Origin of the sequence: Paenibacillus sp. FSL R5-0519 (genome assembly GCF_037974275.1) — a bacterium.
In the GTDB taxonomy this organism is placed as follows: domain Bacteria; phylum Bacillota; class Bacilli; order Paenibacillales; family Paenibacillaceae; genus Paenibacillus.
This window is the reverse complement of sequence record NZ_CP150234.1, coordinates 3,127,450-3,154,103: the sequence shown is the minus strand read 5'-3', so window position 1 is coordinate 3,154,103 and position 26,654 is coordinate 3,127,450. Positions and strand designations below refer to the sequence as shown.

Below are 26,654 nucleotides of genomic sequence, written 5' to 3'. Positions count from 1 at the left end.
GTGATATGGTAATTAAAGAAAACTGGCAGGACCGATCTGTAAAAATCGTTTTTCATGTGCTGTTGATAATATTCGCAATCTTTTGTCTATTCCCGTTCATCTCGGTGATCAGCAGCTCTCTATCAACCGAATCCAGCATTCTCAAATATGGTTATTCTCTCTGGCCGCGTGAATTTTCACTGGAAGCCTACAAACTAATCTTTAAAGATGCCACAATCTATAGATCTTATGGTGTCACGATTTTTGTCACAGTGGTAGGGACGGCACTTGCTATGCTTGTTACTTGTGCACTAGCTTATCCTTTGTCCTTACGTCATCTCAAGTACCGAAACACCATCAATTTTTATGTCTATTTCACCATGTTGTTTCACGGTGGTCTGGTAGCAAACTATCTGCTCATCAGCAAATATCTGGACATGAAAGACACGATCTGGGTGCTGATCATCCCGGCACTGGTTAGTCCATGGAACATGTTTCTGATGCGTAACTTCTTTAGATCCATTGATGAATCGCTTGCAGAGTCAGCCAAAATTGATGGAGCTAACGATATCTACATCCTGTTCCGCATCATTTTGCCTATCTCCATGCCGGCCATAGCTACCGTCGGATTATTCTACGCATTGGCCTTTTGGAACAAGTGGTTTGAAGCCATGTTATATATCTCGAAAGAGGATCTATGGCCACTGCAATATTTAATTATGCGGATTATGAGCAATACCCAATTTGCCTCAGAGCTGTCTGCCAAAGTTTCCTTACCTAATTATGTCGTGCCCACCCTGACCACTCGTCTGGCAACTACCGTAGTAACGATTGGTCCGATTATTTTCTTGTACCCGTTTCTGCAAAAGTACTTCGTAAAAGGATTAATGGTAGGCGCAGTCAAAGGATAATTCATCCAATGCATACTGTACCTTTCATTCATAAAGAAATGGAATATCTTCTGGCATGCTGTCAATGAAGATATTCATCAGACAAACATTATAAGGGAGGTTCATGTATCATGAAAAAAATGTCCAAAATTCTCGCACCCCTTGTTGTCACCGCATTATTGGGCGGATTGCTGAGCGCCTGTTCTTCTTCATCCGGAAGTACAGATAGTGCGAGCCCTTCATCAACAGATCCTGTTACCTTAAAGGTGATGCTGTTCGGAGATAAGCCCGTAGATATGGACAAAGTACTGGCAGAATTCAGCAATCGAAGTAAAGACACACTGAATACCACGCTTGATATCGAATTCAATCCGGCAGCTGACCATAAACAAAAAACCAAGCTAAAGCTGGCAGCCGGTGAAGCAGTAGACTTAATGTTTGACGCGCCATGGATGAATCTGAACCAAAATATTTCACAGGGATTTTACCAGGAACTGGATCAATATTTTAATAATGATGAATACCCAGGCTTGAAAAAAGCATTTTCACAAGAGTTTCTCGATGCAAATAAAGTGAATGGTCATATCTACGCAATCCCTATCACAAATATGTTCTATGATTCCGAAGTGATTTACATTCGGAAGGATCTGAGAGAAAAATATGGATTGGCTCCGATCCAGTCTTACGATGAACTTAAAACTTATCTTGATAAGGTGAAGGAAAATGAACCTGAGATGATTCCGTTTGCTTTGATGGGAGATCGCGGATTCTTTAAAATGTTTGGGAATGAAGAACCTCAAACCCAGGTTCGTACTGAACCTTATGCGATCTCGGGGACAGGTACAACATTTAATCTGATTTTATCCGAGGATCAAAAGACAGTACTTGGAGCCACAACACTTGGTGATCCGGAAGAGGAGTACGCCAAATATCCTGCACCTTTCAACAACTCGGACTACTTCTACGGAAATAATGATACAAAAGTTGAATGGAACCGTTATGTACAGAAGGATGTCCTGAATGAAAAAGATCCTGGTGCTTTGTTTACCAGCGGCAAATCAGCTGCTAATGAAGGAACCATCAACGGTTATGCCAGCATGAGAGACCGACTGAAAACAGCAGTACCTGAAGCTGAACTGGAGTTCTTCGTTTATAACTCAAAAATCCGTAACTTGGAAAAGGGAGCTATCGGGACTGAATACAAAGCATGGAACGATCTCGTTATACCTGCAACCTCTAAAAACGCAGATCGAACGATGAAATTTTTGGATTGGTTATTTGCAAATCAGGAGAACCATGACTTGTTTGAGCTCGGTATAGAAGGTACGCATTGGAGTACATCAGGTGAAAAAGAATATAAATCAACTGATAATACACAGAATTATGCATTTCCCGGCTATGAGTTGACCTGGAATCCAACGCTGTCCCGGATCAGTGCCGATAACTCTGAAGATGCCATGAAACTTATCACCTATCAAACGCAAAACGATACCTATTATAAACTGCCGCTTTCTGGTTTTGTGTTCAATACTGAACCTGTCAAGACAGAAATCGCTAAAATCCAGCCAAAAGCAGCTACTCTTGACCCAATTATTAAAAACGGACTTGATGCCAACTGGCGTGAAAGTGCTGCTGGCATGAACAAAGAGCTGCGTAATCTCGGTTTGGAGAAAATTCGTGAGGAACTGGTGAAGCAGGCTCAAGCATTTCTGGATCAGAGTCAAAGCTAATAACTTCACTTCCTGTTGATCTACACTGCAATGAACACCCGTGCCACGAGGCGGGTGTTCTCTGTATATTTTGAAATGATTGCCCTGTAAATAGGCCATGTGCTCACCCTGTGAACCTTCAAACAGAAAAATCTTTCATGCCATGTTATTTCGGTTTATGATTGAACCAAAACCATTGTCATAGCGGGAGCGAGCATCATGAAAATTCGACCTAATTTCACGCACAGTCTGTTTTTCAAATTTTCCGTAGCATTTTTGATTGCAGGACTGCTTCCGATTTTTGTGCTAACCTTACTCTCTCTCTATCAGTTTACGGGGCAAATTGAGAGGCACACAGTTAATAACATTCAACAAATGATGGTTTACATGCGTAACAACGTGAATGATATGTTCAAAAGGTATGATGATATTACCAATCTAATGTACACCAAGGCACAACCAGATCGTATTTTTTCCAATGAATCATCCGACCTGTATGCAGATGGACTGAACTCGCCTGTTATGGATGATTTCATCAAAACCGTTCTCTTCAGCGATCCCAATATCCAAAATGTGTTGTTTGTACGTGCAAGCGAAGAAACGCTCTACCAGCAATCCCGGGGAAGCAAGCAAATGGATCCTTTTGTGACTTACCCGCCAATTGAGTGGGATTACACGATTACAATGAATTCCAAAAAGCTTTCTGTGTTTCCGTATCACATGGAGACTTATTATAATTCACAGGATTTGGTTATGACTTTTGCAAGGAATTGGATTGATATCTCGAGAGGTGTGCAAACCCCGCCTCGAAGTTACGGAACGTTGTTTCTGGATATCGATGTTAGTGTGTTTGACGCTTTGCTTCAACAATCGAGACTTGGCAAAAAAGATGAGATCTTCATTGTGAATGAGAACGATATTATTTTATATTCGAATCATCGGGACCGTATAGGTTCACGCTTTGATGAATTCAGGCTAAAATCACGCGGGGATATGATTATCTTTAGTGAGCCGCTTCCATATATTCAGGGTAAAGTTGTCGGTTTAATGTCGAAAGAAGACATTTATTCCCCGATTACCCGGACCAAAAACAGTGTCTGGATAGCTGCTTTTGCAAGTTTTGCTGCACTCTTCTTAATGGGATTAATATTTTCAAGGATGTTCACCAAACCCATTTTGCAGTTAATACGTCAGATGATCAAAGTGGAGTCAGGCAATCTGGACATTGAACTGAAAACGAGCCGACAGGATGAGATGGGCAGGCTGGCAAATGGGTTTATTCGAATGGTAGAACGACTCAAAGATCACATAAATACGGCGTATGTCAATGAAATTAAACGAAAACAGACGGAACTGAATGCTCTGAAAAGCCAGATCAGACCACACTATTTATATAACACACTAGAAGTCATTCGTATGAGTGCTGTAGCTAATGGAGATCGAAAGGTAGCTGATATGATTCATGCACTTTCTGACCAACTACAATATGTCATTGATTACGGGGATGAGTCGGTAACTTTAGGCCAGGAACTGGAGCATCTTCAGCACTATTTTCATTTAATTGAAGTTCGCTTTGACCATCGTATTTCTTTACAAATCGACCTGCAGTCACGTGAGTTGACCTCAGCCCGCGTGCTTAAGCTTATCCTTCAGCCTATCGTTGAAAATGCTGTTCATCATGGTATCCGCCCCAAGGGAGGGAAAGGCCGTGTCCTAATTACAATTGAACAATTGGAACAAAGCAATCTGATTATAACGATATATGATGATGGAACAGGGATGGAACAAGAACAATTAGAGTGCTTACGAAAGCATCTGAATCATCAGGACTCACAACTCGGAAAGAGCATTGGACTAAAAAATGTACACGAACGCATTAAGGCAGCGTATGGGAACGAATATGGACTAGATCTGGAGAGCAGACCTCACATTGGAACTTCGGTGCGAATTCTGCTCCCTCTGAACCTGGAGGTGCAACATGAAAACAATTCGCATGATTCTGGCTGACGATGAACCGGTGATCCTAAGAGGTTTGAAAATGCTCATTGACTGGCAGGAGCTCGGGATTGAAATTGTAGGTGAGGCTTACGATGGAAATGAACTGATTGAATTGATTGATCGCTGTAATCCTGAACTGATTGTGAGTGACATTTGCATGCCAGGCCAATCCGGCATAGATGTAATAAAGCATGTTCAGACATCACGCCGAGCACCGAAGGTTGTCTTTATAAGTGCTCATAAAGAGTTTGAATATGCTCAGGAAGCATTAAAGTATGGAGCCTTGGATTACTTGGTTAAGCCAGTGAACACGCAACAGTTGGAACTGGTGATTGAAAAGGCAATATCTCTAATTCGGGCAGAAACAGAAGAGGAACGGAAACGTGAGAAACTTCAGCACCTTGAGCGTGATAATGAGGACAGAACGTTTGAAGAATTACTGGAGCGTTTGACTGATGGTGATCATCACGCCATTCAAATCCTTCAAAACTCCCTAACGCTGGAAGATGGAATGCTTGCAACAATATGTGCGTGTGACTACAGCAGGAGTGTACAAGATCAACTGAGGTGGCAGAAAAGAGAACGGAAGTTGATCGATTTTGCCATAACCAATGTCATGCGTGAGAGCTTGAGAACCATCCCACTAAGCTTATTCTTCCGCAAAGGAGAGATGTTTTGTTATCTCATACTAAGTGAAGATCGCAGATTACCGGTTCAAGTGTCAACAACGGTTCGGGATCAGATAAAAAGTTATCTGAAACTGGATATGACCATCGGAGTGGGAGGTGCCGTGAGTTCTCTTCAGGAAACGTTCTTTTCCTTCAATCAAGCTTTGGAAGCCTTAGACTGGGCATACTTTCTAGGCCCCGGACATGTTAACTCATACACTCTCTCTTCAGATACCTCTGCTGCGCAGTTGCATGTAGAGGAGTTGAAATCCCGATTTTTCGAACAACTCATTCAGGCCGTCGATGCTGAAGCTTTACATGAGCCTTTGTCCGAACTGCTGCTAGCGATCAAGCAAGCTGCAACAGGCAATAAACATGCTGCGGTGTCAGGGGTATATGACATGTTGATTTCCCTGCGTCAGTATTTGCAAGCATTAGATGTATCTCTGGAGTTTCTTAATGAGGACTTCAAAATGCTGCTTCAACGACTTAACGAATATAATACCTTTCAGGAAGTTGAGTCTTTTCTGACTGAATTTATAGCGGATATTTATTCTACGGTGAAGAACAATCTTGGCAATAAGGAGCACGTGCAGATCAAACGGGTAAAAGATTATATTGAAACTCATTATGCCGAGAACATTACACTGGATTCGATAGCGGCACTTATATTTATGAACCCTTCTTATTTCAGCACTTTCTTCAAAAAACATACTGGCCAGAATTATAAACAATATTTAACCGAGATTCGAATGAAGCATGCTCGACGGATGTTACTTTACTCCGATCTGATGGTGTATGAAATTGCAGAAAGGGTAGGATATAATAGTGCTCGGCTGTTCAGCGACATGTTTCGAAAATACTATGGTCAGATTCCACAGGAATTCAGAAATTCGAAGGGAACAACGATACATGGCTAATTCAACTCAACCTCATCCACCGTACCTTCGAGCGTTTAAACTTATCTATTTGAAGAAGATCAGCCTTGTATTGATGCTACTCGTTATTACAGGTTGCGAGATGATTCCAAAGGACTCTTTCGCTTCATCTGTTACTGAGATTGAACCGGTTCACATCAATATCACTTACGCTATGGGAGACGGGGCACACCATAAAGGAATTCAAACCATTATTAATGATTTTAAAAAATCCCATCTCAATGTACAAATCACTGTACTTGAACATACGCAGCAAGCCAAAGGGTATGGTGATGAGCTGTCCTTGCTGGATGCAATGGGCCAGTTTCCAGATCTCATGGAAATGAGGGATACCCAGCTGTTTGCCGATGCTGGCTTATTAGCAGAGTTGCCGAAGAGCATAGTCGGATTGTTTGACAACATTCCCTCCGTCGATGGAACCATCTATACGGCACCGCTCAAAGCGGAAGTACCTCAAGGTATTGTATACAATAAAAAAATGTTTAGAGACTGGGGACTGAATGAACCTGCCACATATCAGGAATTTCTTGAACTTTGTAAGGTAATTCGAAACAAAGGTGTGTATCCATTGGTGGTCGGAGGCAAGGATTTATGGCATATGGGTTTCTGGACCAATCAGTTGATGTTGAATAATATCTATGCTAAAGACCAGAAATGGAACCGTAAACGAACCGCAGGTCAGGTTAGCTGGACGGATGCTGGTCCGAAACGCGTCTTACAGGATTTAAAAATGTTGTGGGATAACGACTATGTCGTTTCCGGATTCATGAACATTGCGGATCACCAGACCATTGATTATATGGTTAGTGGCAAAGCGGTGATGATGATGTCGGGGCCGTGGATGTTTAACCAATTGAAACAGGCCGATCCGGAGTTCGAGATAGGTTTCTTTCCAGTCCCTGATCGCCAGGGACATATTTATATTTTGGGACTTCCCCAGCCATCAGGTTGGGCCATGTCATCGCAGGCTGCTGTTGATTCAAATAAAGCGAAGGTCATTGAACAGTTTTTGCATTTTTTCTATAGCAATGAAGAGTACCCAAAGTATTTACAGGCTGTGAGTGGTACTCCGGCGACCAGAGAGCATGAACCTTTTGAATCTACATCACTTATGCTGAAGGTGCAACGATGGCTTAGCAATCCAAACATGGTGAAGTTGCGGGGAATGGAACATTACTGGGGAAAAGACGAGATTCCTCCTGGTTTCCGTAACGCATTCTTTCAGGTTATACAAGAGATGATCGCAGGAAATATTTCAACGGATGAAGCCTTAACCAGAGCAGACCAAATATGGGATCAATTAAAAGTACGTCCGTAAGTCTCTTTAAACAACAGTTACCATTAAGGTAATACAACAACACTCATAAAATTCAAGTTATGGTTCCCCTGTAAAAGTAGGTATTTGAACACTTACTTTCACAGGGGATTTTTGATTGAAAAGCTAAAAAACTATACATATGACGCCAAAAAAAGCATCATTTCAGCCATGCGCCAACGGGATACAATGGAAAGAGACTTGGGAAGCAAGGGGGCAGAATATGAATCAATTGACGGTTTATCCGCAGCCTGAGGGTGCCAGAGAATGCCGAGATTTCAAGGTACAAGTGCGTCAGGCAGATGAGGAATGGAAAGAACTTTTTAGCTATGAGGCGAAGGTAGATATGCATCAGGTCCGATCCGCTTCAATGGCTTATTTCGATATGTCAGGAACCGTTGAAGTTCGAATAGAATGTCTGAATACCATTCCGAAACAGGTTGTTATTCGTCCGTTGTCTCAGGCCATCCCTTTTACTGTGGAAGCAGGGTGCATACAATTTACGCTCAACCAACCCTGCAAGTTGTCTATCGAAGTGAATGGCGATCGTTTTGGCAATCTGCATCTGTTTGCCAATCCGCTGGAAGTATCACCACCTCAACCTCATGATGCTGGCGTTCATCTCATTCAACCTGCCATTCACCGGAGTGAAGATATCTACCAGATGACCGGCACCCCAGATGGGGGAGATGGACAACATCCACACATCCTGTATTTCGCACCCGGCATGCACTATATAGAAGAAACGTTAATTCGCATTCCCTCCAATGTTACGGTTTATGTTGCAGGTGGTGCTGTAATTATGGGTTCATTGGTCTGCGATAAAGTGGAGAACGTTACTATTCGTGGTCGAGGAATCATCGATCTGTCTGAATTTCATCGATACTCGGCTTTTCGGGGGATTCGTATCCTGTTTAGTGCCAACGTTTCAGTAGAAGGCCTTATCGTACTTGATCCGCCTCATTACAGCATATACATTGGCCAGTCGAAAGACGTGCATATATCTAACTTTAAAGCATTCAGTACCCGGGGCTGGTGTGATGGTATTGACATGATGGCAAGTTCAGATATTGAAATTCAGGATGTATTTCTGCGTACCTCAGACGATTGCATTGCCGTTTATGGTTCCAGATGGAAATATTGTGGAGATACACGAAGAGTCACGGTTCGAAATTCGATTCTTTGGGCAGACGTTGCACATCCGCTAATGATGGGTACACATGGCAATCATCACTGCAACGGGGATGTTATTGAGGATATCCTTTTTGAAAATATAGATATTCTTGAGCATCATGAACTTCAGGAGAACTACTGGGGAGCTATGGCCATTAATGCCGGTGATAAAAATATAATACGCCACGTCACGTATGAGAACATCCGCGTGGAGGAATTTGAACGTGGACAACTGGTCGATATTCGAGTAATCAAAAATCAGGATTACAATCCAGAGCCTGGACACACCATAGAAAACATTTTGTTCCGTAATATTACGTACTTCGGACGCAATACCCATCCTAATCGTATTTACGGATACGATGACTATCGAACAGTCAAAAATGTAGTCTTTGAAAACTTGCACATTCATGATGAACTAGTGTGCAAGCCCGAACAAGGGAATTTTATGATCAATCCATTCACACAGAATATCACTTTCACGATAAGCAATCAGAGCATGGAATGAGGGGAAGATAATGCATACCAGCGAGAGCAATATAAATCTTTTAACATGGGATCGCGAGTGTTCGTGTAAGGTTGAGCCAGCTTATGCATCTGGGGAGTCACTGATTTTGACGCAGGGTGAAACCATAACTTTTTGTTTTCCCGGAGTGAACCTGAATAATCATTGGACCCGGAAAGGCTTCTTGAGTCAGAACCAATACAGTGTTGATCTGCGAGATTGGTACGGTCTTGAACTGGAAGCTGAATTGCCACTTAGGGAACCGATGGATCTTACACTCGAAGTCGGATTGTTGCGTGACAAAGGCGTTTTGCCAGAAGAAATCGAGTATGTTCGTTATCGATGCAATCGGATTAGCTCAGCATCCGGAGCCAGCAAAATGATTGTTCCATTTGACCAATTTGATGACATGAAGGTATTGGCTGGAAAATGGAAATTCGTTCGTTCCGTACGCTTAACAGCAGAGTTTCCGGATCAACACAACATACCTCAGCGAAAAGCATTTATGTCGATTCGCCGATTGGAGATAAAGCGTAGTCTTGGAATTCATGTTCAAACTTCTGTGAGGTCACGGTCAGCAGAAGCCGAGCAAGTAGCAAGCTACACGCTCGAACTAACCAATTATACGCAAGAAATTCAATCTATAACATTGAACCAGACACGTTACGGGTGGGAAACCATGAAGGTGTCTGTTCAACCCGAGACTGTTTTATTGGAACCAAGTGACTCCTGTAAAGTGACCATCCAGGTGGAGGTATCCAAACGTGTCCCACCAGGCGGATATGAAGTACAAAAGCTGGCGATTGTTCCAGGAGGCCGGGGAGATTTGACAGAACACATAGAACTAATTACGCTGCGAACACTTCCGCACCCCTACATCAAACTGGTGGAGCAGGAATGGACAAATGTGGAAACCAAGGTGCAAGAGAATTCATGGGCAAGCGATCTGCTTGATATGTATGTGGAGCGTGCACAGCAATGGATATTGCCACCTCCAGGAACCGGAGAATTTCTGTATGAGAGTTATCACGCCCATGAGGCTGAAAACGCTATTATTGCCTGGAAACTCACTGGAAGACAAGATTTCGCAGAAAAACTGGTTTCATTCCTCCGTGGGGTTACTGACCCAGACTATGGGTATCCTCGAACACGAAAAGCGTGTCACCAGGAGCTTGTGCACGAAGGTGAATTTTTCAAACATGTAGCGGTGGTGTATGATCTGCTTTTTGATTCCGGCTTGCTAAGTTCAACCGATCATCAAAATGTAGAATATACCTTTCGGTTATTTATGGATTTGATTGATTGGGCACTAAGCGTCGGAGGAATATCCAACTGGACTCTTGCAGAGATGATTGGGGCGCTTTACTGCAGTCAGGCCTTGCAAGATATGGAGCGGATGAACCGTTTTCTATACGGCAACGGCGGATACATCGATCATCTGTCGAAAGGAACACTGGATGACGGCTGGTGGTATGAGTGCTCGGTCGGTTATAACCTGATGGCTGCTGGGCTCTTCTCGGAAATTACGCAAAGCTGTCGCCCGTGGGGCATCAACCTTGCTGAAATGTGGGTTCCTGCGCAATACCACAGTCAGATAACACCCGGAAAAAAACCGGATATTGATGGACTGAGTGTGGATATATGGGGACCATCACAATTGAACTATCGTTCCATAACACAGCTCTGGGACAGCCTTCTGCCCTTTGCTGATTACCGCGGTGTTCTTTTTGGCATTAATGATTCGGCGGAGACGAAACTGCCGGGCATCTCGCCGAGAGGTTACATGGATGCTCGATATGATCTGGCGTATTATTTGTTTCGCAAGCCCGAGTATGCAGATATTCTGCTGAACTGTGAGCTTGCGGACCGGGATTTATTATATGCCGTTCCGGAACTTACACCCAGTACGTCTAAACCTTATCTTCGTTCTGCACATGCAGACAATTCCGGTATAGCCATCCTTCGCTCACAGACCGAAGGCCGGGAAGCCAGGGAACAGATTCAAGCTGTAGTCAAGTATGGCTCTCACGGAGGAGCTCACGGACATTACGACAGGGTCAGCCTGCTATCTGTCATGCGCTACGGGCGCAGCTTCTACAATCCGGAGAACATATGGTATAACTATCACACGTTTATGTACAAATTCTATGTGCAGACCTCGATAACTCACAATATGGTTGTAGTAGACCGGAAGCAGCAAGATCCCAATGAGGGCAAGCTCACCCTGTTTCACAGTGGCACACTTTTTCAGGCTTGTATTGTCGAAAATGAAGCAAAGTGGTCTTATCCCCCCTATGGTGGCTGGCGAGTAGACGGAGACACGACATTCGAGGAGAGAGCCTGGAACGAAGGGCGATATGTTCCAATACCGGAAAACGCGCCTGCATATTCTAAACGTACCGATTTTACAGAACCTATATTTCAGCGGCGATTGACTGTCGTTACCGATGACTACGTTGTGCTGTTTGATTACGTCTCGGGAGAAACGGAACATGATTATGAAAATCTTTTCCATTGTAAAGGTCTGACCTCCCTTGAAGCAGCAGAAGGGTTAAAGCTTATCGCTCAAACGGAACAACTTGATGCTGACCCGCTGGGTAGTGCCCAGTTTATTACGGAATGTGAGTGGTATGAGGCAGCTAGTCCTGTCAAAGCACAATTCAAAACCGGATTCGGTCCCGAATACGATCATCGGGGAAATCGGACATACCATAATGAGGATGGCCCGCTGAATATTAATCATTACTCACTCTGGCCACCACAGATCAATCTTATTATAGGCAATGATCCAGAGTATTGGGAAGTGGACAAAAGATTGTTTTATCAGATTCGCGGAGACGGCCGAGTCTTGACTCAAGGCCAATTCGGAGCTTGGTTGTTAGGGCGTGACGATCTGGACGTGTCTGTGGAAGGCATTCAAATGCTAGAACTTGCCGTAAACGTGGAAGAAGGAATTGGAGAACATGGGATAAGCAAAACCTTCGAAAAAACAGTTTTCTGGGGAGACCCATATATTATAAACCAAGATGGCAAGCGGTTTTATCTGTCTGACTTGCCATTGATACGTGAAAATACGGACAACGGTCATGGAATTGGCGTGGACTATTACGGAGGCCCGGTCAAGATCAGAGCGAAATCGTTCCCGCAAGCATTGCCTGCAGAGCCATTGCTAAAGGATCAAGAGGGTTTGATCCGTGTTGATCTGACAGGTCTTCAGGCAGTTCGTCTGGTCACTTCCATCGGTGGGGATTATCCGCTGGGAGATGAGTCCTCCAGACGTAAATTGCTGAATTCTCGGGTCCGAGGCAGAGCTGCACGATTTGTAAGTGTTATTGAACCCTATGAAAATGAAGCTATGATTCTTTCCGCTACAGCCCAATCTGCAGACGAAATCCAGGTGAGATTGGCAGACGGCAGAATTCAATACATTCGCGTTCAAGACATGCAGCAACGCGGGCAGGCTTCTGACCTGAAGGTAGAGATTATCGAAACCGATATGGAAGGTAAATTTCTTCGAAAAGAACATACAGGTTTGCTCGGAAATGAGGTTATAGAATGAAGCAAACGAATTTGCTTTTGGGCTGTCTAGAAGTTGAGCCGGGGATTAGTCTGAAATACCAATATCATATTCAGGAAGCAGCTCACGAGACATTGGTATTTATTCATGCACACTCGGCCGACCAACGCATGTGGGAACCGCAGATTAATCATTTTACATCCCGTTATTCGGTGCTTACCTATGATCTGAGAGGTTATGGTGAAAGTTCCTTACCTTTCGAGGGAAAACACTTCCTTCACGCGGCTGACCTGCGGGTGCTTTTAGATCAACTGCATATTGATACCGCTCACATAATCGGTCTATCCTTGGGATCATTTGTAACACTCGATTTTTGGTCAATGTACCCAGATCGTGTGCGGTCCGTGACTGTAGCAAGCGGCGCCATCCCGGATCCCAAACCTGATGATCCACCGCCGCGAGTGATCGACCTGCCTCGCTTCAAGCAGGAATGGTTTGCACGCTTGCAGGAAGGTTGCGGGGAAGACCGCAATGGGTATCAGGACAGACTATGGACGATGATTGCAGACTGGACAGGGTGGCAACGCACACACGATGAACCGGATTGCATTTTGGGTGAAGGTGTTCTGAACAAACTGGGTGCAATCCAAAATCCAGGTCCCGTATGCATTATCAATGGGGGAAAAGATTTCAAGGGAGCTCATCACTCTGCGAATCGGCTCCTGCAATGCATGCCACATGCGGTTACTGTTTTCTTGTCTGAAGCAGGCCACTTTTCTAACATGGAGACACCCGACGAGTTCAATGTTGCATTGGGGATATTTCTGAATAAGGGAGGATCTCACCATGATTCAAAATCCGATCTTGCACGGCTTTAACCCGGATGCTTCTATTATCCGTACAGGAGACGACTATTATATTGCTACTTCCACTTTCGAGTGGTATCCTGGCGTACTGATTTATCATTCCCAGGATCTGATCCACTGGCAACCTGTAGCCAGACCGCTTGACCGTCCTGACTTGCTTGATCTGAAAGGCATTCCAAGTTCAGGAGGCGTATGGGCACCTTCGCTGAGTTATGACAATGGACTGTATTATCTGTGTTATACCAATGTAGTCGGGCGCCGCGGTGTATTCAAGGATCTTCATAACTATGTTGTCACTGCTCCGGCCATTGAGGGCCCTTGGTCAGAGCCTATTCATTTAAATTCAAGCGGATTTGACCACTTTCTCTTTCACGATACGGATGGGCGCAAATGGTTATTCAATATGCAATGGGACTTCCGTAAAAACCACAATCGATTTTCCGGCATCATCATGCAGGAATTCGATCTGAAGCAACGTAAGCTAGTCGGTCCTATCAAGCAGGTAACACAAGGAACAGCTCTCGGGGTAACTGAAGGTCCAATGGTATATCAAAAAAACGGCTATTATTACCTCCTTGTAGCAGAGGGGGGAACCGGAATAAATCATGCGGCTACTTTGCTGCGTTCCCGAACGATCGACGGTCCATATGAAGTTGATCCAGAATACCCTTTCATGACTTCGGCGGAGTTACCCAATTATCCACTTCAAAAAGCAGGACACGGGAGCCTCGTTGAAACCCAGCATGGGGAATGGTATATGGCGCATATAAGCAGCCGTCCGCTTCAGGATGGGAGCCGGCTTAGCCCCTTGGGACGTGAAACCTCTCTGCAACGAGTCATCTGGACCGAAGATGACTGGCTCCGCCTGGCAGATGGAGGACGTCTTCCAAGCTTGAGCGTAGAGCCGCCAAAGCTGGCGCCCTATCCATTTCCGGCAGAGCCTGAGAGAGAAGATTTTAATACAGAACAACTCTCTATCCATTGGAATTCATTACGTATTCCGGTAGAGAAATCGTGGTTATCTCTTTCGGAGCGTCCAGGGTACCTTCGTCTGTATGGCCAGGAATCGCTTTATTCCTGGCATCGTCAGAGCTTGTTAGCAAGGCGTTTGCAGAGCTTGGAATGTGAGATATCGATCTGCGTTGAATTTGAGCCGGAATCCTTCACACAAATGGCCGGATTGGTGTTGTTTTACGACGAAACAGATCATTTTTATCTGCGAATTTCACATGACGAGCATCATGGAAAACATGCAGCAGTCATCATGAATCAAGGAGGTATATATGACGAATCTGAGGATATTGCCGTCATTAATGGTTGGGTGCGCTGTTATCTAAAAGCCGTTATCTGTCAAGAAAAGATCCAATTTTACTATTCTCCTGATGGCGAGCGTTGGAACGTCATTGGGCCTGAATTATACAGTGGTGTACTTGCAGATGAATACATGAACAAATTATCTTTTACGGGTGCCTTCGCAGGTGTCTGCGTGCAGGATTTGCAGGGAACGAATCGCCATGCGGATTTTGATTATTTTGAGTACAGAATATTTGAGAAGGACTTGATCTGAAAGAGATCAGTTCCAATAACTCCTTATATGGACAAACAAATTTGAGAGAGAAGGCAGGGAGACACATGCTGGTGCTAGATCAAACCCACGCTTGGATAGACCAAGCCGTTCAGAACATTACGGATAAGATGCACTGGGTCAGCGACAAATCAAAGCTCAAGATTCCATATACAACGTTGCAAGGTGAACATGATGACCGGGCAACCAATAACCCGAGTGGTGATGAAGCAGATGGTATTAACTGGTGGACTAACGGCTTTTGGGGCGGTATGCTCTGGCAAATGTATCATCTGACAGGAGAGGAAAAATACAGAGACTATGCCAATCTTGCTGAGGATAAGCTGGATCAAAGTTTTGAGAAATTTTATGGATTGCATCATGATGTTGGTTTTATGTGGTTGCCAACGAGTGTGGCCAATTACCTGTTAACCCGGAATCCCGATTCACGCAAAAGAGCGCTGCATGCAGCCCATCTGCTTGCTGGCCGTTATAACCCTGTGGGCCAATTTATTCGTGCCTGGAATGATATACCCGATACAGATACACGCGGCTGGGCAATCATTGACTGTATGTTTAATATTCCTTTGTTATACTGGGCAACGGAGGAGACAGGTGATCCCCGTTTCAGACATATTGCAGAACGCCATGCAGATACGGTTATGCAAAGCTTTGTGCGGCCGGATGGCTCCGTTCATCACATTGTCGAATTCGATCCGTATCTTGGCGGCGTAGTTCAAACTTACGGGGGACAGGGATATGAGAATGGCTCTTCCTGGACACGAGGTCAAGCTTGGGGATTGTATGGTTTCATGATGAGTTATCGTCATACAGGAAAGGATGAATATCTCCAGACGGCCAAGCGGATTGCACATTATTTCATTGCCAATATAGGTGAGAGCGGTATTATTCCTGTAGACTTCAGGCAGCCAGAAGAACCAAAATACGAGGACTCCACAGCTTCTGCAATTGCAGCTTGTGGACTTATCGAGCTGGCCAAAGCGGTAGGAGAATGCGAAAAGAATCTCTATCTGAATTCCGCTCTAAAATTGTTGCGCACTTTGTTTGAAGAGCGAACAGACTGGAGCAAAGATTGTGATTGCATATTACAAAATGGATCTGCAGCTTATCACAGTGCTACGCATCATCAGTCCATTATTTATGGCGATTATTATTTTATTGAAGCCATTTTGAAGCTGAAAGGGAAGGATCTATATTTTTGGTGAATAAAATCCCTACTCCAGTCGGCTATCCTTCATAAATTATACATCTAACTTCAAATTATTGAGAAACCCGGTCTTTTAAAGATACGGGTTTCTTTACTTAAACAGCTAACCAATTTACTTCATCAGTATCTTCTGCTGCCTTGCCTATTAATGAGATTTCTATCCAAAATAAACCACATATTCCGCTAAAAAAAGTGGCATGTTCAGTTCAGAATAAGGCTACTACAATAAAAAGGAACATTAATATTGTTTTATATCATGAGGTGGTTATGATCATGGAACCTTAAAGGAGGGATAACACCAATCCAAAAATTTAGATTATTCTTACCGAGAGTGGTTACTACTTGGAGTAAAGAGTTTTGAAAGCGCATACGGAAATAGTTCATGTATTTTTCTTGATAGGAATCGTAAACCATTCCCTTGCAGAAAGGGATGAAACTTATGAAATTTAAGTTATGTTCACTACTTATCGCAGTGGTCGTTGTCTCTCAGCTAAGTTGGATTAAAACTGAGACGGCTCTGGCGGAAACCAGCTCCATTTTTACGGACTATCTACCGGAGATAACGCAAATTACAGATGATGCCGGTTTTACCCATCCAGGCGTTGGTCTCACCAAAGAGCTTCTTGAGAATGTACGAACAAAGGTAAGGGCGGGTGCGCAGCCCTGGACGTACTACTTTAACTCGATGCTGCTGGATTCTCCAGAAGCTTCCAAAGCGATTACATCCAGTAATAGCAGTGACGGTAAAACACCGTCTGCAGATTATTTTAATAGCCAAGGGATTCAATCGCGATTCATTGCCGATGGGCTAAAGGCGTATACCCAGGCATTTATGTATTTCATGACCGGCGATGAAGTATACCGCACCAATGCCATGATGATTATCCGTATATGGGAACAGATGGACCCTGCCAAATACGAATACTATACGGATGCGCATATTCACTCCGGGGTTCCGTTAAACCGGATGGTTATGGCAGCTGAGATCTTAAGATACACGAGTACCCAAACGCCGTCTCTGGCATGGACAGACCAAGATACAACGAAGTTTACGAATAACTTGATTATTCCAATTACAGAAACCTTGCTGCACAATCAAAACCACTTTATGAACCAGCACAATTATCCGATACTCGGAGCCATGTCCGGTTACATTTTTACAGGCAATAAAGATCGATACAACGAGGCCGTAGAATGGTTTACCGTCAATCGTACCGCTAATGACCAAGGATTCAACGGATCACTGAAGGCTTTGTTTCGACTAGTTGAAGAGGAACAAAAACCCGGTATCAAAGTCGGGGAAGGAACAGCTATTACGCAACCTTATGTCCAGCACATGGAGATGGGCAGAGACCAGGCACATGGCGGCGGCGATCTCACCAATGCAGCGATGATCAGCCGCTTAATCCATGCTCAAGGCACGAAAATAGACCCTACAACCGGTACACCGTCTACTGCGAGTGATGCTGTTGATGTCATGGAGTTTCTGAATAATCGAATATTAAGAGCAGCGGACTATTTCTGGCATTACATGCTCGGTTATGATACCGTTTGGACGCCGCAAGCCTATGCCATAACCGGTGGCGATCCGGATCAGGTTGGAATGGGCGGAACTATTCGAGATACGTACAACGTCATTTCGAACGCATATAAAGGAAGATTTGCAACAGCCAACTTCTGGGATCTTTATTCGTATTACACTTATGTAAAAAATGAAGATTTATCCAAACTTGCACCCTATTATAACGAAGCTTTCTCCAAAAAACTCCCAGCAAGTTCAAACGGATGGCGCAATGCGGATGCAGGGAATGATTTCTGGCTCTATTTGCCCGAGGAAGCCGAAGCCGATGCGGCTAAGTTCATCCCTCAAGATAACTCAGCCGGAACGATCTACGAGGTTGAGGATCGTTACACGAACTTAACCAAATTGGACGACAATAAACCTGCTACTAAAGATAACGATAATGAGGATGCCATTCAAGATATCAGTAATATCGACAACGCTGCAGTGAAAACAATGACGGAAGGCAACACGTCATTTATTCGGATGCAGGCAAAAGAGAAAGGTACGAAGATCGTTTATTTAAGTTCAATGCTGTATACGGATGCAACCTATGGATTAAAAATACGAACCAATGGCGTGGCTACTCTAAACTCTATGGGGCAAACCCTATCCCTCCCAGATACCAAAGGGGAATGGACATATTTCCCTGTAAAAGGAGCACCTGGCGACTCCTACGAAATAACCATATATGGAGCATCCAATATTAATGTAGATATTGATCATATCAATTCTGCGGCTTTGCCAGTACCTGCATTTCATGCGGGAAACGGAGACTTGAAGCTTTATACTTATGTAGGTGCATCCGTTAACATCGATTTTTCTGTAACGGACTCTAGTACCTCCGATACGATCGTTTATGGGCTACAGAACAATCCCGCTGGTTCAGCAATCGATACCAAAATGGGCGCATTTTCTTGGAAACCGGATGAGAGCGGAAATTTCTCGTTTGTTGTTACTGCGACTAACGGCCAAGTAATGACAACAAAGAGAGTTAACATTGTTGTATTAAGCGACCGTGCTACGGCCATTGAAGCCATTACAGAGACCTACGATTTGAATCAAACTTATGAGAAACAATCGCTTGCACAATATCAAACCGTATATCAGAACACCGTTAATCAGATTGGGTCCGCTTCCGATCAAGATTTCGATCAATTGCTTCAGCAACTGCGAACTGCAACCGAAAATCTTAAGCTGATGACACCATTGACACCGCTTGGCAGCATGTACTGGACAAAAGTAGCACAGTGGAGTTCTTGGGGGAAAGATGCAGCCGGTTTGGACATCGCGGATGATGGCGGAGGTTCATATCAACTGGCGCTCGGGTCACCGCCGCACCTATACCATATTATTGATTTCGGTCCTGATTATAAGATTTCGGCTTCTCGTTTCGGATTTAAAGCTAGTATTTTTGCAGACCGCATCGCAAACTCCACGGTATATGCTTCAAACGACAGAATCAACTGGGTTCGTATCACCCCTGGCGTTGCAGCGTATACACAGGAATACAACACCATTGATGTATCTTCTGAATATCAACAGGAGAAATATCGTTATATAAAACTGGAAATGGTACAACCTCTTCCTGACGTTTTGTATGGCGTCGTTCGAAATTTCCTGGAACCGAGAGGATTCACCATTTACGGAACCCGTTATGATATCGACAACAAAATCCAGTCTGTATCATTAAGCGCTGATCAGGAGATCAATGGAAAGGTTGAATTGGGCGAAAAAGTAAACGTATCCATCACAGCAAAGGAAGCTATTAAAAATGTGAAGGTGATGATTCAAGGAATTGAAGCCACAATTCGAACCACAGACCAGGTTAACTGGACTGCTGAAGCCATAATGAACCAAAGTGTACCGACAGGTTCAGTTCAAATAACAGTCGATTATGACCAAACGGATGGAACGAATGGAGATACGATTTATGAAACGACAGATGGAACAACATTGTTCCTTGTCGATGGATCCAAGTTTATTCCTGTCTCCGAACTTTCAAAAGTAACAGCCTCCGCAAAACAATGGCCAGGCAGTGGCTTATCAGAAACCGAGGTAGGTTATCTGTTGTTTGACGGAAACATATCTACGTTTGGAGATTTAAATACGCAGTCCGGTTCTTATTACACCATTGATTTTGGAACTGGTGCAACCGTGAAGCTGGATGAAGTTCTGCTTATGCCAAGAGATGCTTTTCCCGCAAGATTAAATGGAATGATTGTACAAGGTTCCAACGATAATAACCATTGGACCCCCTTGACAAAGCCTGTTTCGGGCACAATCGCCGGCAAGTGGTACAAAATGGATAAAGATCAAATTATCGATCAACAAGCGTATCGATATTTGAGACTGTACAATAGCTCTGCATGGAGCGGGAATATTTCAGAAGTCGAATTCTATGGAGATTTTGACTATGATTCGACCTATCTTGAATCGAAAGTGTTAGCTCCAGATGGATACACAAAAGGCAGTTACTATGTATATGAACAAGAAATAGCACGAATCAGGAAAGCTATCGCGGAACCTGGAGCAAACAAGTCCATTCTGCTGCAGGAATTGTTGCAGGCTGGAAAGCAACTCGTTTCGAAGAACACGATTGTGGGAGAGAAAATTGCCGTATCAGAGCCGATGGTTACGGCCTCCACGGTTCCATGGCCTGATAAAAGCGCTGGGACAGCCCAGCAAAATGGTTGGCGTGCCTTCGATGGCAATCTGAGCACGGCAACGGACACGATTAGCAATCCTTCCTGGATCCATATCGATTTAGGAGAAGATAACGCTCAATCACTAGGTATTTTCAAATTTTATCCGAGAAACGGCAATATAAGCAGAATCAACGGTGCAATCCTTCAAGGTTCCAACGATGGCAAGAATTATGTTAACTTGTACACGATAAGCGGAATCAGTAAGTTGGATTGGTATTCTGGGGTCATCAATGACAATACGGCATTCCGGTATCTAAGATATTATGCGACAAGTGGTAATGCCAATGTCGCTGAGCTTGAGTTTTATACTAAGGCAATTGACAAAACACTGCTTCAATACGTTTTAAATCAACTAAATGCACTTCAACTCGAGAATTATACCGAGAAAAGCGTCGAGAGGGTTATAGCAGCCAAGTCTGCTGCAGAAGCCTTAACAACAACATCAGATGTTACCCAAGTCCGTGTTGACGAGGCTGCTGTAGAACTTCAAACGGCCATTGAACAATTAGTTTATGGGGATAATGTTCCCTTGCTGAAGCCGATCGGAAACCAGGTGGTTGAAGCAGATACTACATTAACCATTGTGATTCAAACGTCCAACGATATCGACGATACTGTATTTACCGCTGAACCACTACCGGAGGGCGCAACGTTCGATTCCGTCACAAGGACTTTTTCTTGGACGCCTTCCCAGACCCAGGGCGGCAATTACAATGTAACCTTTAAAGCAGAAGTTAATGGAAAATCAACCAGTCAGACCATCCAGATCACGGTAAAGGGTCTGCCTACCATTGGGGAAGGGGAGATTCAGCAGTTGACTGCTTTGCAGCCGGGTACCTATCAAGTAACTTCAACAGAACCATCCGGCTCAAAACTAAGTTATCTTGCAGCCAATTTACCTGAGGGAGCTTCAATTCAGGCAGAGACCGGTCTCTTTAGCTGGACACCTCGTCAAGCGGATTACGGAAGTCATTTCATTACCTTTTATGTAAGCAACGGGACGTTCACTTCCGAACAGACCGTTCAATTCAATGTGGGTCTACATGTTCTTCAACCATCAACGTATACCAAAGGCAGCTATTACCTGTACCACAACGAAGTAGAGAGAATTCAAACCGAGATGGATAAGTCGAATGCTAACAGAGAGCAATTAGTTAACCAACTAGCTCAAGCGGAGAATTCTTTGGTGTTAACAAGTACACTTCAGGCAGAGAAGTTCATCGTTGAACCACAGATGGTAACGGCTTCTACAGTACCTTGGCCAAATGCAAGCGCAGGAACCGAAGAGGACAATGGGTGGCGAGCTTTTGACGACAATTTGAGCACCGCAACCGACACCATTTCCAATCCTGCCTGGATTTTAGTTGATTTTGGAGAGGGCACCGCCAATACCATTGGCAGCTTTAAATATTATCCAAGAAGTGGTGATGCAACGCAGATCAGCCGTATGAACGGAGCCATTCTTCAAGGCTCTAATGACGGTACAATATTCACGGATTTATATACAATCGATGGAGTTAGCGCCGCGCAGTGGTATGTGACTCCGATTGGCAACGATACGTCTTTTAGATACCTGAGGTTTTATTCACCAAACGGCTTTGCAAACGTAGCCGAGCTGGCATTTTATCCAAAACCACTTGATGAAACCTTACTCGAATTGCAATTGGAAAAAGCGAAAAGTCTCGATGAGGACAAATATAAGCCTGAAGACTTTGAAGTGCTCCAAGCTGTGATAACCCTCGTGGAGACATTGAAAGAAGACACTGGCCGTACACAGCAGCAGATCGATTCGATGTCCGATCAGTTAGGGGCGGCGATACAGGCATTGGTTCAAGAAGCAACAATCCAAAATATTGACTCTGTTGAGGTCATGACTTCAGTCGGCATTGCTCCCACGCTGCCTTCAACCGTCAATGCCGTTTACAGTGATCAAACGCAAAAAAATGTTTCTGTCACATGGGATGAAGTGAATTCGGATCAGTATAATACCGTTGGCATTTTTAACGTGACAGGTACCGTTCATGGAACATCGCTAAAAGCAATGGCTACAGTGAAAGTGTTGGATAAAGGTGCGCCTTCCCCACCACATAGTCTACATGCAACATCCATTTCAGCTAATTCCCTGTTACTGAATTGGACTGCTCCTAGTGATGATATCGAATTAACAGGCTACGAGGTATTCAAAAATGGCCAGTTAGAGGCCGCTGTCTCCGGCAAGACCAATAGCTATCTGTTTACGGGTCTTTCCGCTGATACGCCATATACTTTCAAGGTAGTCGCTATTGACGAAGCCGGGAGCCGTACTGCAAGTTCAGACTACGAAGTGAGAACAAGTAAAGTGGAGAGTAACTATACGAATCCTCCCCTCGAAAATAGCAATACCAATACGGAGAGCACACCATCGGCGCCAAAAACCGAGTATGAGATTGCGGGCTCTCAACTAAAAGTAAAGGGGATCGTGAAGGAAGGCATGCTGCAAGCATCTCTGGATGTCGGGGCAGTAATCAAATCAATAGATCGTTCTTCTCAGGATCGTTCCGACAGGCTTGATATTGTATTAAATGCAGATGATGAAGTGAATGCCATTTCGGTTGAGTTTCCAACGGATGCATGGCTTAAAGCGATTGAATCCGGCATTAACACGATTACCTTTCAATCAGAGCTGGCAACACTGTCTTTTCCAACCGATGCCATTGAGGAACTCAAGCAGGGAGAAAATTTGACGTTATCTGTCGATAAGGTTGACTTGAGTAAGTTGTCTGATTTTTTGTCTTCTGCACTCGAGAACATGCCAGTCAGAGATTTTAACCTGTCGTTAAATAATCAGCGCATTAATACATTTAAAACAGGAAGAGAAGTTCAAGTTCGCATACCGTATCTTTCTGCTGTAGACACCTCAAACAAAACACTTGTTGCTGCCTACATCAACGATAAGCAGGATCTTGAAGTTCTTAAACAGTCAAAGTATGACCCGAAAACAAGTGAAATGGTATTCAACGTTGAGCATTTCAGCAAATATGCGGTCGTAGCAAAGAGTTCAACTTTTGAAGATATCCAAACGTTTCTTTGGGCCAGGAGAGGTATTCTTGAACTTGCTGCACGCGGAATTGTCAATGGCACGGATAACGAACATTTTAATCCTCAAAAAGAGGTTACCCGGGCAGAGTATTTGAAAATACTTGTAGAAGCCTTTGATCTCGTCGAAGGAGAGCATATCAGTACATTCACGGATGTACAAGCGGACAAATGGTACTCCGATGCGATCGCTACGGCTCAAGCGTTGAATTTGGTAACAGGTTATCCTGATGGCACTTTTGGGTTAAACCAGGCGATCTCTCGGGAAGAAATGGCCGTGATGACATCACGAATCCTGAAGCAAGCCGGTGCAGCTTTACCAAACGGAAATTCGGAAAAGGCATTTTCAGATGCTTCTCAAATCTCCGGTTTCGCTATGGATGCCGTTCAGGCGATGAACACAGCAGGCTGGATGAAAGGTGATACTTCGGGCAGGTTTCTCCCAAAAGAGCAGGCCAACCGGGCGGAAACTGCTGTACTGATATCCAGAATCCTGGGTCTTGATTCCTGAATCATATCATCTTCTTAAAACAGGAGGCTTATTTAATGCGTCTTTACTATAATAAACCCGCCAGAGCGTGGACTGAAGCGTTACCAATCGGGAATGGCCGGTTAGGGGCCATGATTTTCGGCGACGCAGAAAAGGAACTTCTTCAGCTGAATGAAGATACACTATGGTCTGGCTTTCCCAGGAACGGTAACAACCCTGAAGCGAAGGAGATACTTCCTGCATTACGGGACTTGCTAAGAGAAGGGGAGTTTCTGGAAGCTGATCGGATCAGCCGTTCCATGTTGGGTAGTTATTCGCAGTCTTATTTGCCGTTTGGCAACCTGCAACTGCAATTCGAACATGGAAAAATAGATGGGAATTACACACGCAGTCTGAATCTGCAAAACGGCGACGTACAGATAGAATATCGCATCGGCAATGTTCACTATAAGCGTCAGATCTTCGCGTCACATCCGGATCAGGCCATTGTCATCAGGCTAACTGCGAGCCAACCGGGCATGCTGAACCTGCACGCCTCGCTAAGCAGTCCGCTTCGGAGCGCATTTTCGGAGCCGTAATCTTGGAGCAATGGTGGCTTGTCACACTCATATCGTTATCTGGGACTGTTGCCGGATATATTTTATTAAAACATACGGATTTCACAGCAGCCGTACGCGCAGTAACGAACCAAGCTGATCCATTGTTGAATAGGGAAATCATGATGGCTAATATCCAACAACAAATGATGCAGGCAACAGATAATGATGCTGCGCAATATACCTCTTCCAACCTACATGCTCGCAGGCAAACTTCATTAGGTGAACAGGGATACGAACAAATGCATAACCTCCTGCTTAGCAGGTACCGACATCTCACCCAGGTGCCGTTCCGCAGACGTTTAGCGGCTATTGTAATCATCGGAATAGTACTATCTTTCTCGGCATTCATTAGATCATGTCTCTCTAAACGCAGTGGAACGATATTCACCTATACTTATCATGGCTATGCTTAGTCTGACAATCGGAAGAGAGGTATGCAAGGGGATATTTCTCCATTGTGATATGCAGCTTATGCGCTATTCATTTTATCGAAAGCATGCGAAGCAATATTTTCGTTTGAGGTTTAGGAGTTTGTTAGTCTTGAATCTAAAATTAGGTGTGTGTTTAGCAACTGCACTAAGTGCGCCTTTACTTGTTTTGTCAGAAGGACGCGATATACGTACATTGCTTCTCATCTGGGTTATGACGATGGCACTGTCTGTATTTTTCTCTGTACATCATCTATTGGTATATTATGTGTTCCAGCCCTACACAACATCGTTGGACACCAACAATCCTCCTTTCACATTCGTGAACAGTCTAATTTCATTAGGCTTTGTTATGGCAATGTTTGTTGGCCCTGCACTGTGGGTACTTACCATTGTCTTAATCGTGTTGACTTTAGGATATCTGTTCAGTGCTGTACCTCCTGTAAGCAAGTACGCCCCAAACACTTTTAGAGTCCAATAATAAAATGAGAGGCAGCATGTGGGGGTGAAAAAGTGCTGGAATTAGAGTTTACGACGATAGACGCGTGGGATGAAGTATTGTGGGCGCGGATGGAGCGGATCTATCATGAAGCTTTTCCAAGCGGAGCCAAGACAAAAGCAATTCTTCGCAGTATGCTGGATCGGCGCATTGGTTATTTACACACAGGTGTGCATCATGGAGAAGTGGTCGCGATGGCTGTTACTGGACTGGTGGGGAAGGGGACAGACCGCATCCTGATTATCGATTACCTTGCGGTTGAACAGACGCTGCGCGGGTCGGGTATCGGAACATGGATGCTGAAGCAACTCAGAGATTGGGCATTAAGGGAACATGGGATCAAAGGCATCATCATCGAGGCGGAGTCAGGGACAACAAAGGCCCATCATGAACGTATTCAGTTTTGGCAACACAACGGGTTTGTTCTAACCTCCTATGTTCATCAGTATCGAATGGTACCTGAACCGTATCAGGCGATGATGTTGCCACTGGATGGAAGCACGCGGGTGTCGGATGAGGGTGAGAAACTTTTTCGTTATATCGAAGACTTTCATAAGGTTGCTTACCGAAAAAGTTAGTCTCTCAGCAAAAAGCCTTTTACAATCATTGTCAATACGCTATACTACAATCACCAGGTGGATTAACCCACAAAAAAGTGAAATATTGTAATTCGCCCGTGAAGCTGAATCATAACTGATATTGGTTTACGAAAACAATATCATGAACTATGGGAGGTCTATTTTATGCTCAAGAAGAAAATTTCCAAGTCTCTCAGCGCAACTTTAATCGTTTCTATGCTGGCTTCTGGCGTGATCGTTGCTATCCAAGGCAGTACCACGACAGAGGTAGCAAAGACAGCAGGGGATAAAAAGGTTGAAGTTATTAAAGGTATTGAAAACAACTGAGTGATTGTAAGATGAATCATGTATCTCAAAAAACGCTCA

At 44.2% G+C, this 26,654-nt stretch carries 15 protein-coding genes; all 15 read left to right on the top strand.

From position 1 onward, the window contains the following. Positions 1–5 precede the first annotated feature (5 nt). The 15 genes from MKY73_RS14320 to MKY73_RS14250 all read left to right on the top strand — a co-directional run bounded on the left by MKY73_RS14320 (position 6) and on the right by MKY73_RS14250 (position 26,615). A complete protein-coding gene (locus MKY73_RS14320) occupies positions 6–890 on the top strand; it encodes a carbohydrate ABC transporter permease (RefSeq protein ID WP_339308290.1) in 885 nt (294 codons plus the stop codon). 110 nt (positions 891–1,000) lie between these two features. Then, positions 1,001–2,599: an extracellular solute-binding protein gene (locus MKY73_RS14315; RefSeq protein ID WP_339308288.1), complete on the top strand. Its 1,599-nt coding sequence runs from the start codon at positions 1,001–1,003 to the stop codon at positions 2,597–2,599. Between the two features lie 198 nt (positions 2,600–2,797). Continuing rightward, on the top strand, positions 2,798–4,585 hold the full coding sequence (locus MKY73_RS14310; RefSeq protein WP_339308286.1) for a sensor histidine kinase: 1,788 nt from the start codon (positions 2,798–2,800) through the stop codon (positions 4,583–4,585). Further along, entirely contained in the window at positions 4,557–6,164 is a 1,608-nt protein-coding gene (locus tag MKY73_RS14305) for a response regulator (RefSeq protein WP_339308285.1), read from the top strand. The genes MKY73_RS14310 and MKY73_RS14305 overlap by 29 nt, the downstream gene beginning before the upstream one ends. After that, positions 6,157–7,500, top strand: a complete 1,344-nt coding sequence (locus MKY73_RS14300) for an ABC transporter substrate-binding protein (protein WP_339308283.1) — start codon at positions 6,157–6,159, stop codon at positions 7,498–7,500. Before MKY73_RS14305 ends, MKY73_RS14300 begins: the two co-directional genes overlap by 8 nt. A 220-nt stretch (positions 7,501–7,720) precedes the next feature. Then, positions 7,721–9,178 carry a glycosyl hydrolase family 28 protein gene (locus tag MKY73_RS14295; RefSeq protein WP_339308281.1) on the top strand — a complete coding sequence of 486 codons (1,458 nt, stop codon included), beginning with the start codon at positions 7,721–7,723 and terminating at the stop codon, positions 9,176–9,178. A gap of 181 nt (positions 9,179–9,359) precedes the next feature. Continuing rightward, a complete protein-coding gene (locus MKY73_RS14290) occupies positions 9,360–12,734 on the top strand; it encodes a hypothetical protein (RefSeq protein ID WP_339308279.1) in 3,375 nt (1,124 codons plus the stop codon). Next, complete coding sequence (locus MKY73_RS14285; RefSeq protein WP_339308277.1) at positions 12,731–13,570, top strand: alpha/beta hydrolase; 840 nt, start codon at positions 12,731–12,733, stop codon at positions 13,568–13,570. Before MKY73_RS14290 ends, MKY73_RS14285 begins: the two co-directional genes overlap by 4 nt. Then, the gene (locus tag MKY73_RS14280; protein ID WP_339308274.1) at positions 13,539–15,125 is read left to right on the top strand and encodes a glycoside hydrolase family 43 protein; all 1,587 of its coding nucleotides are present in this window, start codon (positions 13,539–13,541) and stop codon (positions 15,123–15,125) included. Before MKY73_RS14285 ends, MKY73_RS14280 begins: the two co-directional genes overlap by 32 nt. A gap of 65 nt (positions 15,126–15,190) precedes the next feature. Next, entirely contained in the window at positions 15,191–16,348 is a 1,158-nt protein-coding gene (locus tag MKY73_RS14275) for a glycoside hydrolase family 88 protein (RefSeq protein ID WP_339308272.1), read from the top strand. A 441-nt stretch (positions 16,349–16,789) separates the two neighbouring features. After that, entirely contained in the window at positions 16,790–24,205 is a 7,416-nt protein-coding gene (locus tag MKY73_RS14270; RefSeq protein ID WP_339308270.1) for an S-layer homology domain-containing protein, read from the top strand. 35 nt (positions 24,206–24,240) lie between these two features. Next, positions 24,241–24,762, top strand: coding sequence for a glycoside hydrolase family 95 protein (locus MKY73_RS14265; RefSeq protein ID WP_339308268.1), 522 nt, complete (start codon positions 24,241–24,243; stop codon positions 24,760–24,762). A 2-nt stretch (positions 24,763–24,764) separates the two neighbouring features. Beyond that, on the top strand, positions 24,765–25,196 hold the full coding sequence (locus tag MKY73_RS14260) for a hypothetical protein (protein WP_339308266.1): 432 nt from the start codon (positions 24,765–24,767) through the stop codon (positions 25,194–25,196). 528 nt (positions 25,197–25,724) lie between these two features. Then, on the top strand, positions 25,725–26,288 hold the full coding sequence (locus MKY73_RS14255; RefSeq protein WP_339308264.1) for a GNAT family N-acetyltransferase: 564 nt from the start codon (positions 25,725–25,727) through the stop codon (positions 26,286–26,288). Between the two features lie 165 nt (positions 26,289–26,453). After that, a complete protein-coding gene (locus MKY73_RS14250; protein WP_339308262.1) occupies positions 26,454–26,615 on the top strand; it encodes a hypothetical protein in 162 nt (53 codons plus the stop codon). Positions 26,616–26,654: the final 39 nt, after the last annotated feature.

Bases quoted from the DNA above. Each gene is read 5' to 3' on its own strand.
- MKY73_RS14295 (WP_339308281.1), top strand. From the start codon at position 7,721: ATGAATCAATTGACGGTTTATCCGCAGCCTGAGGGTGCCAGAGAATGC.
- MKY73_RS14315 (WP_339308288.1), top strand. From the start codon at position 1,001: ATGAAAAAAATGTCCAAAATTCTCGCACCCCTTGTTGTCACCGCATTA.
- MKY73_RS14270 (WP_339308270.1), top strand. From the start codon at position 16,790: ATGAAATTTAAGTTATGTTCACTACTTATCGCAGTGGTCGTTGTCTCT.
- MKY73_RS14265 (WP_339308268.1), top strand. From the start codon at position 24,241: ATGCGTCTTTACTATAATAAACCCGCCAGAGCGTGGACTGAAGCGTTA.
- MKY73_RS14250 (WP_339308262.1), top strand. From the start codon at position 26,454: ATGCTCAAGAAGAAAATTTCCAAGTCTCTCAGCGCAACTTTAATCGTT.
- MKY73_RS14300 (WP_339308283.1), top strand. From the start codon at position 6,157: ATGGCTAATTCAACTCAACCTCATCCACCGTACCTTCGAGCGTTTAAA.
- MKY73_RS14275 (WP_339308272.1), top strand. From the start codon at position 15,191: ATGCTGGTGCTAGATCAAACCCACGCTTGGATAGACCAAGCCGTTCAG.
- MKY73_RS14280 (WP_339308274.1), top strand. From the start codon at position 13,539: ATGATTCAAAATCCGATCTTGCACGGCTTTAACCCGGATGCTTCTATT.
- MKY73_RS14310 (WP_339308286.1), top strand. From the start codon at position 2,798: ATGAAAATTCGACCTAATTTCACGCACAGTCTGTTTTTCAAATTTTCC.
- MKY73_RS14285 (WP_339308277.1), top strand. From the start codon at position 12,731: ATGAAGCAAACGAATTTGCTTTTGGGCTGTCTAGAAGTTGAGCCGGGG.
- MKY73_RS14305 (WP_339308285.1), top strand. From the start codon at position 4,557: ATGAAAACAATTCGCATGATTCTGGCTGACGATGAACCGGTGATCCTA.
- MKY73_RS14320 (WP_339308290.1), top strand. From the start codon at position 6: ATGGTAATTAAAGAAAACTGGCAGGACCGATCTGTAAAAATCGTTTTT.